The organism is Hoeflea sp. BAL378, assembly GCF_000759435.1.
Lineage (GTDB): Bacteria > Pseudomonadota > Alphaproteobacteria > Rhizobiales > Rhizobiaceae > Hoeflea.
The window spans coordinates 1-14,475 of record NZ_JRJG01000036.1 but is presented as its reverse complement, the minus strand read 5'-3'; the positions used below and the strand labels follow the sequence as shown (position 1 = coordinate 14,475).

Here is a 14,475-nt window from a genome sequence, read left to right as displayed (position 1 = left end):
TCACGACCATGCATTCCCTACTGGCAAGCATCCGCATCGCCGCCGCGACCCTGCTGATCTGCGTCGCGGGGTACACCACCGCCGTCTGGGCCGTGGCCCGGGCTTTCGCCCCCGACGCGGCGAAGGGCTCGCTGATCACGGCCGGGGACGGCACGATCATCGGCAGCCGGCAGGTGGCGCAGGCCTTCACGCGACCTGGGTATGTCTGGCCGCGGCCGTCGGCCGTCGACTACAACGCGGCGGGCGCCGGCGGCAGCAACACGTCGCCGACCAGCCCGGACCTGGCCGTCCGCGGCCGGGAGATCGCCGATCGCTACGGCGCCACGCCTCAGACTCCGCTGCCGGCCGACCTCGCCGCCGCGTCCGGCGCCGGGCTCGATCCGCATATCTCCGAGGCGGGCGCGCTCTACCAAGCGGCCCGCGTCGCCGCGGCGCGCGGAGTGGAGCCGGCCCGGGTCGAGGCGCTGATCCGGTCGGCCGCCGTGGCGCCGGGCGGCTTGCCGACGCGGGAACGCATCGTCAATGTGCTGGAGCTTAACCTTGCGCTCGACAAGCTGTAAGCATCGGGGGACGGCGGCGGCGAGCGCCGCCGTCCCCCGACAGGAACATGACGATGGCTTCTGACGATCTGCGCAACGACGCCCTGCGGCCGTCCCCGGACGCGCTGCTCGAGAAGGCGGTGCAGGAAACCCGCGGCCGGCTCAAGATCTTCCTCGGCGCGGCCCCTGGCGTCGGCAAGACCTACGAGATGCTAATGTCCGGCCGGGCCCGCAAATCCGACGGCTGCGACGTGGTCATCGGCGTGGTCGAGACCCATGGCCGCAAGGAGACCGAGGCGCTGGTGCGCGGCCTCGAGGTGATTCCGCGGACAAGGATCGCCTACAAGGGCCGGGTGCTCGAGGAAATGGACCTCGACGCCGTGCTCGAGCGCGCTCCCTCGCTGGTGCTGGTGGATGAGCTGGCGCACACCAACGCCCCCGGCAGCCGGCATCCCAAACGCTACCATGACGTGCTCGAACTGCTCGACCGCGGCATCGACGTCTACACGACGCTCAACATCCAGCATGTCGAAAGCCTCAACGACGTGGTGGCGCAGATCACCCGCATCCGGGTTCGCGAAACGGTCCCCGATTCGGTCATCGATCGCGCCGACGACGTCGAGATCATCGACCTGACGCCGGATGATCTGATCAAGCGGCTTCACGAGGGCAAGGTCTATCTGCCGATGACGGCCAAGCGCGCGGCCGAGAACTATTTCTCGCCGGGCAACCTCACGGCGCTGCGCGAGCTGGCGCTGCGGCGCACCGCGCAGCGGGTCGACCAGCAGCTTCTGTCGCAGATGCAGGCGAGCGCCATCAAGGGGCCCTGGCCGGCGGGCGAGCGCATCCTCGTCTGCGTCAGCCAGGATGCGCGCTCGGCGGGCCTGGTCCGCTATGCCAAGCGCCTGGCCGACAAGCTGCATGCGCCCTGGACGGCGCTGCATGTGGAAGACCGGCGCAGCCTCGGCCTTGGCGAGGAGGAGCGCGACAGCATTGCCGAAGCGCTGCGCCTGGCGCAGAGCCTGGGCGGGGACGCGGTCACCATCCCCGGCGGCGACCATCCCGTCGCCGACGACCTCGTCGGCTATGCCGAGGCGAACAACATCACCCATATCGTCTTGGGAAAGAGCGACCGGTCGCGCTGGTTCGAGATCGTCAACGGATCGGTCGTGCACGAGCTTGTGCGCCGCGCCGGCAGCATCAGCGTCCATGTCGTCGCGGGCGAGCCGCCGGAGGCGCGCAGCGCCAGGCGGGCGGTCGAGCCCGCCCGTCCCAGGCCCGCCTTCGAATGGAGGCCCTATCTCCTCTCCACGCTGATCGTCGCCGCGGCGACGGCGATCGGGATGCTGCCCTGGCCCTGGCTCGGGGTCGAGCATATCGGCCTGATCTTCATCACGGCGGTGGTCGCGGTCTCGGTGCGCCACGGCCTCTGGCCCTCGCTCTATGCCAGCGCGGTCTCGGCGCTCGCCTACAATTTCTTTTTCACCGACCCCTACCACACGCTCTATATTTCCCGGCCGCGGGAGTTCATCTCCGTCGTCTTCTTCATGATCGTCGCGGTGATCGTCTCCAATGTCGCCGCACGGGCGCGGACCCAGACGGTGGCGGCCAAGACGAGAGCGCGCGCCACCCAATCGCTCTATTCCTTCAGCCGCAAGCTTGCCGGGGCCGGCGTGCTCGAGGACGTGCTGTGGGCGACCGCCTACCAGATGGCGTCGATGCTGAAGGTGCGCGTGGTGATCCTGCTTCCCGAGGACGGAACGGTCGCGGTCAGGGCCGGCTATCCCCCCGACGACACGTTGATCGACGCCGACATCGCCGCGGCGCGATGGGCCTGGGAGCACAATCGGCCGGCCGGCCGCGGCGCCGACACCCTGCCGGGCGCCAAGCGGCTCTATCTGCCGCTGATCACCGGCAACACCCCGGTGGGGGTGATCGGGCTCGACAATGACCGGGACGGCCCGCTGCTCACGCCCGAGCAGCAGCGGCTGTTTGATTCGCTCGCCGACCAGGCGGCGGTGGCCATCGAGCGCATCCAGTTGGTCGAGGCGGTCGACAAGGCAAAGCTCGCGGCGGAGGCCGACAAGCTGCGCTCGGCGCTGCTCGCCTCGATCTCGCACGACCTCAAGACCCCGCTGGCCTCCATCCTCGGCGCGGCCGGGACGTTGCGGGACTATTCCGACGCCATGTCGCCCGCCGATCGCGCCGACCTGCTTGCGACGGTGGTCGACGAGGCCGAGCGGCTCAACCGCTTCATCGCCAATCTTCTCGACATGTCGCGGCTGGAGACCGGGGCGATGGAGCCCAATGCGTCGCTCATCTATCTCGACGACATCGTCGGCTCGGCACTGCGCCGCGCGCGCAAGATCATGGCGCAGCACACGATCAGCACCGACATTCCCTCCGACCTGCCGATGCTCAAGGTGGATCCGGTGCTGTTCGAGCAGGTGCTGTTCAACCTGTTCGACAATGCCGCCAAATACGCGCCGCCCGGCACCGCGATCCGCATCCGCGCCTGGGATGACGGGCGCTGGATGACTATCCAGGTGCTGGACGAAGGCGCGGGCATCCCGCAGGCCGACCTCGAACGCGTCTTCGACAGTTTCCACCGCGTGCGCAAGCGCGACCACGTGCTGGCCGGCACCGGGCTGGGCCTGTCGATCTGCAAGGGCTTCGTCGAGGCGATGGGCGGAACGATCGCGGCCGGCAACAGGACCGACCGCAGCGGCGCGGTCTTCACCATCCGCATGCCGGTCCCGGCCGCCATGCCAGAGCTGGAAGACATGGAATGACAGGTTCGAGCGTGAAGATACTGGTGGTCGACGACGAACCCGCCATCCGCAGATTGCTGCGCGTCGGCCTGACGGCCGAGGGCTACGCGATCGTCGACGCGACCAACGCCAGGACCGCGATCGAGAAGGTCGCCGCCGAACGGCCCGACCTGATCCTGCTCGATCTCGGGCTGCCCGACATGGCGGGGCACGATCTCCTGGCCAGATGGCGCGGCGAAGGTCTCGAGCTGCCGATTATCATCCTGTCGAGCCGGACCGACGAGACCGGCATTGTCAAGGCGCTGGAACTGGGCGCGGACGACTATGTCGCCAAGCCGTTCGGCACCAGGGAGCTGGCGGCCCGCATCCGAGTCGCGCTGCGCCACAGGCTGCAGCAGCAGGGCGAGCGGCCGGTCTTCCAGACCGGAGAGCTTTCCGTCGACCTGGTCAAGCGGATCGTCAAGGTCGGCGGCGCGGAGGTGAAGCTGTCGCCCAAGGAATACGACATCCTGAGGGTGCTGGTGCAGCATGCGGGCAAGGTGATCACCCACCAGCACCTGCTCAACCAAGTCTGGGGCGGATCGGCCGACGTCCAGTACCTGCGCATCTATGTGCGGCAGCTCCGCCAGAAGATCGAGAAGAGCCCCAACGAGCCGCACCACATCACCACCGAGACCGGCGTCGGCTACCGGCTGCGCGAGGCCGATTGAGGCAGAAGGCGCGGAGGTCCCGGCCACGGCCGGGCCCCTGAATTGAGGCCGGAATCCCTTAAAGGAGACCGCGTCCGGGGGCGCCGTGCGCCGGCGCAGCGCCTTCGTGCCGGGGCTGGAACGAAATGCCATCATTGCGGGACGAAATGGGTGTTGAGGCGTGTTTCGCCGCTCCCGGCCGTCGCCTATACACTCCGTTAGGGCCCTGTGCCGCAAGGCATGTGTGCCGGACACTCCGCGTTCGTCCTGGCCGGTTCATGCTTGAAGTCGCCGATTTCCGCATGACATCCGTTCGCTGCGACACAGACCCGGCGTCTCCGCACGTCTTCGCCACCGGGCATCGGCATCAGTCTATGGCCTCTCCTTCGCGCCGGCGGTTTGCGGCGGGGTGCGGGCTTGACTCTGGTCATCTTATTTTGGGCAAGCGGGGAATTTCCATGGCCTCTATCGCAGCTAATCCTGTCCTTCAGCACAACCGGTACAGGGGTCGGCGCCCGGTCTTTATCCTGGCGGCGCTGCTCGCCTCGACGTCGCTCGTCGCCGGTCCGGCGATGGCGGCCGACCGTTCCGCCGGCGGGAGCCCGGCGGCGGCATCCTCCCCGGCGGACGCCGGCGCTCAGGCTGTTACCTGGGAACTGGCCGAGGCGCTGAGGCTCGCGGCATCCCAGGGCCAGTCCTCGCTGATCGCCTCGGTCTACGAAAATGCGCGCGTCACGCCGTTCCGGGCGGAGGCGGTGCGCGGCCAGGCACTGTTGCTGGCGCCCGAACTTTCACGGCAGATCGACCTTGCCACCGACATGGCGCTCGGCCATGCCCGGGCCGCCGCCGGCGCCGCCCTCGGCAGCCCGGCCGCGGCGACGGCCCTTCCGCCGGGCGCGGACCCCACGGTCAATCTCGCCGCCATCCCGGAATTCCAGCGCAACTGGGGACTTGGCGCCATCGGCGCGCAGGACGCGGTCGCCCGCAACCTCACCGGCCGGGGCGTCGTCGTCGGCGTGGTCGACACCGGCATCGACAGGACCGCCAGCGGCGCGCCGCATTCGGAGTTCCAGGGCCGGGTCGACCCGCGCTCGACCTCGCTGTTTCACTGGTACGATCCCAATCTCGCCGTCGAGGCCGGCGACGTGGCCGCCGGCTTCGTCCGGCCGGCCGACGCGTCCGAGGACGGCAACGGGCACGGAACCCATGTCGCGGGCATCATCGGCGCAGCCGCCAATGGCAGCGGCATGCAGGGCGTGGCGCCCGGCGCCTCGTTCCTCGCCATCCAGGCGCTGCCGTCCGTGCAGAAATCGGAGCATGTCGACGAAGGCAACAATTTCGAGATCAACGGCACGAGCTACAACACGGTGGCGCTGAGCTATTGCGGCAGCGACGCCTATCTCGCCGACGAGGACCAGTGCCGCCAGGCCAATCCTTTGGGCATCGGCACCAGCGACGCCATCGCCTATCTGGCCACCCAGAAGGATGTCCGGGTGATCAACGGCTCGTTCGGACCCGATCCGCAAGCGGGCGCCGTCACCTGGGCCACCGGCGACCTTTCGGCCGAGGCCACCGCCGTGCGCGCCTCGCTCAGGGCCGGGCAGATCCTGACGATCGCCGCCGGAAACGAGAGGGCCAAGGCTCCGGTCTATGGCGAGAACCCGTCGGGCATCGGCCTTTTCCCGTTCATCGCGCCTGCCAACGCGTCGAGGACCAACTCCGCCGGCGCCCGCATCTACACGGGCTCGGAGACCGCCGATTTCAGCGACATGACCGACGCCGCCCTGACTGCCGCCGAGGCGGCGGACGGCATCCGGCGCGGCCGCATCCTCGTCGTGGTGGCGACGGATGCGAGCAAGGTCATCGCCCAGTATTCCAACACCTGCGGCGTCGCCGCCGAATGGTGCATCGCCGCGCCGGGCGGCGCCTATGACGACCGGGTGGAGCGGCCGATCGTCTCGACCTATACGGGCGGCAGCTATCAGGCGCTGCAGGGCACGTCGATGGCGGCGCCGCATGTGGCGGGCGCGGTGGCGGTGCTGATCGAGGCGTTCCCGACCTACACGCCGGCGCAGATCGCCAACATCCTGCTGGAGACGGCCGAGGATCTGGGCGCCGCCGGCACGGACGCCGTCTATGGCCGCGGCTTCCTGCGGCTCGACCTGGCGCTGCAGTCCGGCCCCGCCGGCCTCAATCCGGCCGACAAGGGCGCCTATGTCGCCGGCGCCGGCGGACTCGCCGGCCAGAAGATGGTCTGGACCCGGATGATCGACAGTGCCGGCTCGTTCGGCAAGCAGGGCCAGGGCACGCTGGTGCTGGCCGGCAATGCAAGGTTCGCCCAGGGCGTGGTCGTCGAGGGCGGCGAGCTCAGGGTCGACGGCAACCTGACCGGCGCCTCTGTCACCATCGCCAAGGGCGGTCGCGTTTCCGGCAACGGCACGATCACGGCCAATGTCACCTCTTATGGCACGCTGTCGCCGGGCCAGTCCCCCGGCCTCATGACGATCAACGGCAACCTGACGCTGGCGCCGGGCAGCCGGACCGCGATCGAGGTCGATGGACCCGCAGCACAGGTCGGCGCAGGCGGCTTCGACCGGATCCTGGTTTCGGGAAGCGGCCGGACCGCCGCCGTGGGCGGGGTTCTCGCGCCGGTGCTGCGGGGCATTTCCGGCTCCGCCGGCAACAGCTTCACGCCGTCGCTCGGCGCCGGCTTCCGGTTCCTCGATGTGGCCGACGGCCGCGTCACGGGCTCGTTTTCGAGCCTCGCGCAGCCCACGGCCGGGCTCGCCGCCAACACCCGCTTCGACGTCGTCTACGGCGCCAGCAGCCTGACGCTGGCGGCGACGCCCGCGAGCTACGCCAACCTCGCAGCCTTTGGCGTGGCGCAGAGCGGCGCGGCCAGGGGCGTCGGCGCGGCGATCGACGCGGCGCGACCCGCTGCGGGGGTGCGTCCGGGCGACAGTCTCTCGCCGCTGTTTTCGAGCCTCTATCTCGGCACCGCGTCCGGCGTTGCCCAGGGCCTCGAGCAGGCAACGGGGCGGATCTACATCGACAGCGGCCAGTCGGCGGCGCTCTCGGTCGGCCGCTTCGCCGACATGCTCTGGCAGCACCAGACCGGACTGGCGCTTGCGGGCGCGCCCACGGGCGACAGCGTCCGGGTCTGGACCCAGGGCGACCGGTGGGTCGGCGATTACAGCGGCTACAAGACCGACAGCGCGTCGGCCACCTTCGGCGCCGACATTCCGCTCGACAGCGGCTGGCTCGGCGGCGCGGTGCGCTACGAGGGCACCGGGCTTTCCGCCGGCAGCAACGGCCAGGCCGACCTCAAGGCCTATCACGCCGCCGCCTTCGGGCAGGTCGGGCTCGGCGGGGTCGATTTCGCCGGCCGCGCCGGCCTGAGCTACGGCCGGCTCGACGTCTCCCGGCGCATCAGCTTTAGCGCCGGCAGCGCCTCCGCGCTGAGCGGCAGCGACACCGGGTTCGGCGGCTTCGCCGAGGCCACGCTGCAGAAGACCTTCGAGCTGGGCGGAACCCGGGCCGTGCCCGCGCTCACCTTCGGCTACCGCGCCTTCGGCTTTGACGGCACGACGGAGAGCGGCGCGGTGCTGCCGCTGTCGACCCCGGGCAAGACCTTCGAGGAAGGCCATGTCACGGCCGCCGTCACGCTCTCGCGCCGGTTCGATCTCGACAACGACCTGCATGTCACCCCCCAGGCCACCTTCGGCTACCGGCACGACCTGATGGAGATCTCCGACCACGCCTCCGCTTCGGTGCTCGGCACCAGCTTCACGAGCCTTGGCGCGCCGATCGGCCGGGACGCCTTCGTCGGCGGCATCCGCCTGGAGGCCGGCAAGGGCCAAAGGCTGTCCTTCGCGGCGGGCTACGATGTCGACCTCCGCGAGAACGCCCAGCAGCACCGGGTGTCGGGATCGCTTTCCCTGCGCTGGTAGGCTTTCCGGAACAGGCCGGCCCGGCCCGAAAGGCCGAAAAGAGATGACGACAAACCCCGCGCGGATCATCCGGTCCGCGCGGGGTTTGCGTTCAACGAGGGTCGCGGGCGGATGTCTCGCCTTCTGACAGATTCCATAACGACATTTCGCGGTCTGCGCGGCAGCTTGCGTTAACCACGGCGGCCTATTCCTGAATGGCTCGGCCTTCCGGTCCCGACCGGAACGTCCGAAGCACAGCGCCGGTCCGCACGGGGGCGGCGCGGATCCTTTCGGCGGCGGCGACACCGCGCAGGCAAGACGGACAGATGTGATGGCAGACCAGCATAGATCAGCCTGCGGCGCCCGACATGCGGTCCCGGCGCTCCGCCGGCAATTTAGGCCCTCACCGCGATGAACTGAACCATGGACTTCCGCGTTCTGCGAATGCCGGACAGCAGGCCTTGCGCCGGTTCGGGGGTTCTTGGCGCAGAGCGCAGCCGCCCTAGATGATAGCTTGAAACGAGGAATTCGATCCGATGGCTTCCAGATTCCGACCGACTGCGAAAGACACCGCCCAGGCCAAGGCCATCGGCGTGTCGGATTTCATGCTGGAGAATGCCGGGGAGGCGAGCGAGTTTCTCAAGCCGCTGACCCACCCGCTCAGGCTGGTGATCCTGTGCCGGCTGCTCGAGGGCGAGGCCAATGTCGGCGAGCTGGAGCATGTGTCCGGCGCCCCCCAGGCCGTCGTCTCCAAGCAACTGGCCAATTTGCGCGCCGCCGGCCTTGTCGACTTCCGGCGCGACGGGCGGGAGATCTACTACACCTTGTCCCATGCCCGAACCCGCCGGATCCTGCTGGTCCTCTATGAGGAGTTCTGCGAGGAGTGCCGCTGAGGCGCCCGCCGGCCCTGCACCGCCGGCGAAGACCCGCCGAAGGCCGGACCCGTGATCCGGATCAGTGGGTGGCCGACCCCGACAGGAGGTTGAGCACGGCCACGCCCGAGACGATCAGGACGATGCCGAGATAGCCGAAGACATCCAGCTTCTGGCCGAACACGACGATGCCGATAAGCGTGACGAAGGCCACGCCGACACCGGACCAGATGGCGTAGGCCACGCCCACCGACATGGTCTTGAGCACGATGGAGAGCAGATAGAAGGCGAATGCATAGGCCAGGATGGAAATGCCGCCATAGCCCCATCTGCTGAAACCGTCCGACGCCTTGAGCGCGGTCGTGCCGACCACTTCGCCGATGATCGCGAGAATGAGATATAGCCAGGTCATGGGCGGTCCGCGTCCTTCGTCCGGCTGCTGTGCCGGCCACGAGCTCTCAAGGCATGTCGTTGCAAAGCGGCCATTGCGCATCCGGCAGGATGCGCGGCGCTTCGGGCATCACCGATGGCCTGTCGATCCGGGATTACTCCGCCGGACGGGCCGTGTCAAAGCTCTTCGCGACGAAGGCTTGCGCGGCAGAAAACCGGGGCCAAACGCACAGCGGCCCGCCCGGCGAGGGGCGAGCCGCTTGGTTCCGGAGGTCCGGCCCGGGCCTATTCGGCGTCGCTGGCCCAGCCCGAGATCGCCTTGGCTTCGAGGAACTCCTCGATGCCCCAGACGCCGCCTTCGCGCGCCCGGCCCGAGGCCTTGACGCCGCCGAAGGGCGAGCCCGCGCCGCGGGACTTGCCGTTCATCTCGACCATGCCGGAGCGCAGCCGCCGCGCCATGCGGTTGCGCTTCTTGCCGTCCTGGCTCTGCACGTAGTTGGTGAGACCGTAGATCGTGTCGTTGGCGATTCGGATCGCGTCTTCCTCGTTCTCGAAGGGAATGATCGACAGCACCGGCCCGAAGATCTCCTCGCGGGCGATGGTCATGTCGTTGGAAACGTCGGCGAAGATCGTCGGTCGGACGAAATAGCCGCGGTTGAAGCCTTCGGGACGGCCGGTGCCGCCGGCGACCAGGCGCGCGCCTTCGTCGATGCCCTTCTGGATCAGACCCTGGATCTTGTCGAACTGGGCGGCCGAGACCACCGGGCCGATATGCTTGCCCGACTGGTCGGCGGGGCCGACCTTGACGGTGGCGGCGACTTCGATGGCCTTTTCCACGGCCTGGTCATAGACCGGGCGCTCGACCAGCATGCGGGTCGGCGCGTTGCAGCTCTGGCCGGAATTGTTGAAGCAGCGGCGCACGCCGCGCTCGACCGCCTTTTCGTCGGCATCGGCGAAGATCACATTGGCGCCCTTGCCGCCGAGTTCGAGGCAGACGCGCTTGAAGGTGTCGGCGGCGGCCTTGGAGATGGCAACCCCTGCCCGCGCCGAGCCGGTGAAGCTGATCATCTCCACGTCCTTGTGGGTGGAAAGATCGGTGCCCACGCCGACGCCGTCGCCATTGACCAGGTTGAACACGCCCTTGGGCAGGCCCGCGGCATGGACGATCTCGGCGAAGACGATCGAGGACAGCGGCGCGATTTCGGACGGCTTGAGCACCATGGTGCAGCCCGCCAGCAGCGCCGGGATGACCTTCAGCGTCACCTGGTTCATCGGCCAGTTCCACGGGGTGATCAGGCCGACGACGCCGATCGGCTCCATGGCGATGCGGTCGTCGGGTGCGTGAGGCCCGAGCGGGCGGATGAACTCGATTGCGTCGAAGGCCTTGATGAAATTGTCGATGTGCCAGGTGCCCGAAGTGACCTGGTCATTGCGCGACATGTCGATCGGCGCGCCCATTTCCAGGCTGATCGCCTGCGCCATGTCCTCGGCGCGCTCGACATAGATCTCGCGGATCTTCTTGACATAGCCGAGCCGGACTTCGGGATCGGTCTGCGACCAGAATTCGAAGGCGGCCTTGGCGGCGCTCACGGCGGCATCGGTGTCGCCGGTCGACCCGAGCGAGATCACCGCGCAGGGTTCCTCGGTCGAGGGATTGATGACCTCGCAGTCCCGGGCGGCGATCGGCGCCACCCAGGCGCCGTTGATGTAGAACTCGCGCTTCTCGATCATTTCATTCTCCAATATGGGCTGACACGGACGCCGCCCCGGGGGCGGGCCGCAAAAAGGCGTTTCACGTTCCAGATATGCAGTTCTCCGGCGCGTGCAAGGTCCAGAACGCCCTGCACTTGCGGGCCAATCGCTCCCCGGCTCTCTCGCCAGCAGATGTTTAGGGCGGGACCGGGCGCGATGGCAAGCTCCACGCGCACACTTTCGCTGCCGCGGCGGTCCTGACCGGCCGGGCAGGCCGCAGGGGTCAGCGCAGCGCCTTGAGCGCCGCGGGCGTGGGAAAGCAGGTGGGCGTCTCACCGTTCTTTGCCTGCCATTCGCCGATCGAGCGCCGGGTCTTGTAGCCCGGCAGGCCGTCGGCGCCGCCGACATCGTAGCCCTGGCGTTCCAGCGACGACTGCAGCCGGGCGATGTCGGAGCGCAGCATCGCGCCGGTGTTGGCCCAGGGGGTGACGAAGGCGCCGCCGCCATGGGCGATGCGGTCGGCGAGGTTGCCGATGAACAGCGCGTAGAGATCGGAGTTGTTGTATTCCTTGATGACGTAGAAGTTCGGCGTCACCACGAATTCCGGGCCGAAGGTGCCCGCAGGCACCAGCACCATGCCGGGCGCGCCGCGCTCGTGGTCGGGAAACGGCCGGCCGGAGATGCGGATGATGCCCATGTCGGTGAGCGCCTTGATCGGCCTGGCGCGGTCGGGTCCCTCGAGCGCGCAGGTGACGCCCTCCGGGATCACCGCCTCGAAGCCCCAGTCGCGGCCGCGCACCCAGCCCTTCTGCGCCAGGTAATTGGCGATAGAAGCCAGCGAGTCGGCCGTGGAATTCCAGATGTCGCGCTTGCCGTCGCCGTCGAAATCGACCGCATGCTCGAGATAGCTTGACGGCAGGAACTGCGGCTGGCCCATGGCGCCGGCCCAGGAGCTTTTCATCGCCGACGCCGGGATGTCGCCGCGCTCGAGAATCCTGAGCGCCGCCAGGATCTCCCTGCGGAACAGCTCGGGCCGGGTCGACATGAACGCCTTGGTGGCCAGCACCCGCACCGCCGAATGGGGGATCTTGGCCCGGCCGAAGCCCGACTCCCTGCCCCAGATCGCCACAATGATGGAGGCCGGAACGCCATAGCGCTGTTCGATCCTGCCGATAACGCCCGCGTGCTGCTGCATCAGCGACCGGCCCGAGGCCGCCAGGCCCTGCAGGCTCTTTTCGCTGAAATAGGCGCCGGGGCTCTTGAATTCGGCCTGGCTCTGGGCGCGGCTCTTGGGCTTGGGGAAGCCCGGAGGCGCCAGGTCCGGCAGGTCCCAGTCGAGATCGACCCCGGAAAAGGCGCGCTCAAACACGCTTCGGGAGACTCCCGACCGCTTGGCCTCGGGCCAGAGATCGGCCTCGAGCCACTGCCGGAACTGGGCGTCGACGCCCGCCTTGGTCGCGGCATGGGAGGGAAGCGGCGCCGCGGCGGCGGCGAGGACAAGGCTAAGGGCGAACAGGATCAGGGTGCGAATCATGCCCGAGACTAACCCGGACGGCATGGCAGGAAAACGGCGATGGCCGTGCTTACGGCGCCGCGCAGGCGATTGGAGGGGAAAAGGACGCCGTGACAGGCAGAATCCCTGCCGTAATCAGCTCTCGCGGAAGGCCTCGATCTCGATCTCCGTCATCAGCGCGGGATGGGCGAGGCCGGCGACGATGACATAGGTCGAGGCCGGCGCATGGCCTTCGAGCATCCGGTCGCGGATCTCGCGATAGGCGGAGACATTGCCCGGCGCCACATCGTAGACGCGGATCGCCACCACGTCGGTGACGGACATGCCGGACGCGGCAAGCGCCGAAAGCGCATTGCGCCAGGCCTGCTCGGCCTGGGCGGCATAGCCTTCCAGCATCTTGCCCTCGGGCGTCACCCCGATCTGGCCGGAGACCACCAGGCGGCGGCCCGGCGCGGTTATCTCGACAGCCTGGACGTAGTTCGACGCGGGCTTCGGCATGGATTCGGGATTGAAGAAGCGCGGCATGGCCTGTCTCCTGGTGATGTGGCGGGGCGATTGAGGCTCACGGATGCAGCATCCGTCGGATCGCACCGCTAGAACGCGGTGCGGGCGCGGATGGCGGCGGCCAGCGTGCCCTCGTCGAGATAATCGAGCTCGCCGCCGACCGGCACGCCGTGGGCCAACCGGGTGATCTTGACGTCGAAACCGGAGAGCTGGTCGGTGATGTAATGCGCGGTGGTCTGGCCCTCGACGGTGGCGTTGACGGCGATCAGGATCTCGCGCACCCCGCCCTTCGCGACGCGGTCGACCAGCCTGGAGATGGTCAGATCGTCGGGGCCGACGCCGTCGAGCGGCGAGAGCGTGCCGCCCAGCACATGGTAGCCGGCGTTCATCGCCGATGCGCGCTCGAGCGCCCAGAGGTCGGCCACGTCCTCGACGACGATGATGACGCTCTGGTCGCGGGTGGGATCGGTGCAGACCGCGCAGGGGTCGGACGTGTCGGCATTGCCGCAGGTCGAGCAGATGCGGACCTTGTCGAAGGCCTCGTTCATCGCCAGCGCCAAGGGCCCCATCAATTGGTCCTTCTTCTTGATCAGATGCAGCGCGGCGCGCCGCGCCGAGCGCGGCCCCAGCCCCGGGACACGGGCGAGAAGCTGGATCAGGCGCTCGATCTCCGGGCCGGTCACACGTTTTTGCATCTGGATCTCCGGGTGCGGTCAGCCGCTGTCAAAACGGCAGTTTCATGCCGGGGGGGATCGGCAGGCCGGCGGTCAGTTCCTTGGTGCGCTCGGCCATCGCCGCCTCGACCTTGCCCTTGGCGTCGTTGTGGGCGGCGACGATCAGGTCCTCGAGGATCTCGACGTCGTCTTCCTTGAACATCGACGGGTCGATCTTCAGCCCCTTCATCAGGCCCTTGCCGGAGAGCCGCACGGTGACCATGCCGCCGCCGGCCACGCCTTCGCATTCGAGCTCGGCCAGCTCTTCCTGCATGCGCTCCATCTTGGCCTGCATGTCCTTGATCTTGCCCATCATGCCCATGATGTCTTTCATCGCGGTGTCTCCTTTGTGTGGGGTTTGCCGGTGGCGGCGCGCCCGCGGCGCGAATGCACGCGGATCAGTCCGCCTCGTCGCCGGGTTCGGTGTCGTCGGGAAGAATGTCGCCCTCCTCGGACGGCGTCAGCGCCACTTCCGCTAGGCTCTCCTCGGTGACGGCGATGCGCACGTCGGTGATGCGGGCGCCGGGAAACCGCGCCAGGATGGCCGCGACGTCGGGGTCCTGGCGGGCGTCGCTAACCAGCGCGTCGCGCTTGGCGGCCTCGCGCTCGGACAGCGTCGGCGCGCCCTGCTCGCGGCTCAGCGCCACGCTCCACTTGGTTCCGGTCCAGTCGGTGAGCTTCTTGATCAGTTCGCCCGGCAGGCTCGGGCTCGCGTCCGGGGTCAGGCTGATCTCGAGCCGGCCCGGCTCGATCCGCACCAGGCGCACATTGGTGCGGATCTGCACCTTCATGGCGATGTCGCGGTATTTTTCGGCCAGCGCCACCATGTCCTCGAGCGACCCGATGGCCACCTCTTCGACCGG

General features: G+C 68.6%; 11 protein-coding genes and 1 pseudogene. 5 read left to right on the top strand and 7 right to left on the bottom strand.

The features are described from left to right. Positions 1-8: 8 nt before the first annotated feature. From LL06_RS09685 to LL06_RS09665, 5 genes are all read left to right on the top strand, one after another. Positions 9-560, top strand: a complete 552-nt coding sequence (locus LL06_RS09685) for a potassium-transporting ATPase subunit C (RefSeq protein WP_035525550.1) — start codon at positions 9-11, stop codon at positions 558-560. A 53-nt stretch (positions 561-613) separates the two neighbouring features. Continuing rightward, a complete protein-coding gene (locus LL06_RS09680; RefSeq protein ID WP_035525548.1) occupies positions 614-3,331 on the top strand; it encodes a sensor histidine kinase KdpD in 2,718 nt (905 codons plus the stop codon). Further along, a complete protein-coding gene (locus LL06_RS09675; RefSeq protein ID WP_035525546.1) occupies positions 3,328-4,020 on the top strand; it encodes a response regulator transcription factor in 693 nt (230 codons plus the stop codon). The genes LL06_RS09680 and LL06_RS09675 overlap by 4 nt, the downstream gene beginning before the upstream one ends. Positions 4,021-4,457: 437 nt before the next feature. Continuing rightward, on the top strand, positions 4,458-7,949 hold the full coding sequence (locus LL06_RS09670) for a S8 family serine peptidase (protein ID WP_035525545.1): 3,492 nt from the start codon (positions 4,458-4,460) through the stop codon (positions 7,947-7,949). Positions 7,950-8,464: 515 nt separating this feature from the next. Continuing rightward, complete coding sequence (locus LL06_RS09665; RefSeq protein ID WP_081963844.1) at positions 8,465-8,821, top strand: metalloregulator ArsR/SmtB family transcription factor; 357 nt, start codon at positions 8,465-8,467, stop codon at positions 8,819-8,821. A 61-nt stretch (positions 8,822-8,882) separates the two neighbouring features. Here LL06_RS09665 and LL06_RS09660 read toward each other — a convergent pair whose 3' ends face one another. The 7 genes and pseudogenes from LL06_RS09660 to LL06_RS09630 form a co-directional block, all read right to left on the bottom strand. Continuing rightward, positions 8,883-9,212, bottom strand: coding sequence for a multidrug efflux SMR transporter (locus tag LL06_RS09660; protein WP_035525543.1), 330 nt, complete (start codon positions 9,210-9,212; stop codon positions 8,883-8,885). 263 nt (positions 9,213-9,475) lie between these two features. Further along, positions 9,476-10,921 (bottom strand): aldehyde dehydrogenase family protein, encoded by a 1,446-nt coding sequence (locus tag LL06_RS09655; protein WP_035525542.1) that lies wholly within the window; start codon positions 10,919-10,921, stop codon positions 9,476-9,478. A 244-nt stretch (positions 10,922-11,165) separates the two neighbouring features. Further along, entirely contained in the window at positions 11,166-12,416 is a 1,251-nt protein-coding gene (locus LL06_RS09650) for a lytic murein transglycosylase (RefSeq protein ID WP_035525541.1), read from the bottom strand. A 114-nt stretch (positions 12,417-12,530) separates the two neighbouring features. Further along, positions 12,531-12,920: a RidA family protein gene (locus LL06_RS09645; RefSeq protein WP_035525540.1), complete on the bottom strand. Its 390-nt coding sequence runs from the start codon at positions 12,918-12,920 to the stop codon at positions 12,531-12,533. Between the two features lie 68 nt (positions 12,921-12,988). Further along, complete coding sequence (recR, locus tag LL06_RS09640) at positions 12,989-13,594, bottom strand: recombination mediator RecR (protein WP_035525539.1); 606 nt, start codon at positions 13,592-13,594, stop codon at positions 12,989-12,991. Positions 13,595-13,622: 28 nt separating this feature from the next. After that, the gene (locus LL06_RS09635; protein WP_035525537.1) at positions 13,623-13,946 is read right to left on the bottom strand and encodes a YbaB/EbfC family nucleoid-associated protein; all 324 of its coding nucleotides are present in this window, start codon (positions 13,944-13,946) and stop codon (positions 13,623-13,625) included. 64 nt (positions 13,947-14,010) lie between these two features. Then, positions 14,011-14,475: pseudogene (locus LL06_RS09630) on the bottom strand (DNA polymerase III subunit gamma/tau); the annotation flags it as partial.

Coding starts and splice junctions, on each gene's coding strand:
- LL06_RS09670 (WP_035525545.1), top strand. CDS start 4,458: ATGGCCTCTATCGCAGCTAATCCTGTCCTTCAGCACAACCGGTACAGG.
- recR (WP_035525539.1), bottom strand. CDS start 13,594: ATGCAAAAACGTGTGACCGGCCCGGAGATCGAGCGCCTGATCCAGCTT.
- LL06_RS09665 (WP_081963844.1), top strand. CDS start 8,465: ATGGCTTCCAGATTCCGACCGACTGCGAAAGACACCGCCCAGGCCAAG.
- LL06_RS09635 (WP_035525537.1), bottom strand. CDS start 13,946: ATGAAAGACATCATGGGCATGATGGGCAAGATCAAGGACATGCAGGCC.
- LL06_RS09650 (WP_035525541.1), bottom strand. CDS start 12,416: ATGATTCGCACCCTGATCCTGTTCGCCCTTAGCCTTGTCCTCGCCGCC.
- LL06_RS09645 (WP_035525540.1), bottom strand. CDS start 12,920: ATGCCGCGCTTCTTCAATCCCGAATCCATGCCGAAGCCCGCGTCGAAC.
- LL06_RS09660 (WP_035525543.1), bottom strand. CDS start 9,212: ATGACCTGGCTATATCTCATTCTCGCGATCATCGGCGAAGTGGTCGGC.
- LL06_RS09655 (WP_035525542.1), bottom strand. CDS start 10,921: ATGATCGAGAAGCGCGAGTTCTACATCAACGGCGCCTGGGTGGCGCCG.
- LL06_RS09675 (WP_035525546.1), top strand. CDS start 3,328: ATGACAGGTTCGAGCGTGAAGATACTGGTGGTCGACGACGAACCCGCC.
- LL06_RS09680 (WP_035525548.1), top strand. CDS start 614: ATGGCTTCTGACGATCTGCGCAACGACGCCCTGCGGCCGTCCCCGGAC.
- LL06_RS09685 (WP_035525550.1), top strand. CDS start 9: ATGCATTCCCTACTGGCAAGCATCCGCATCGCCGCCGCGACCCTGCTG.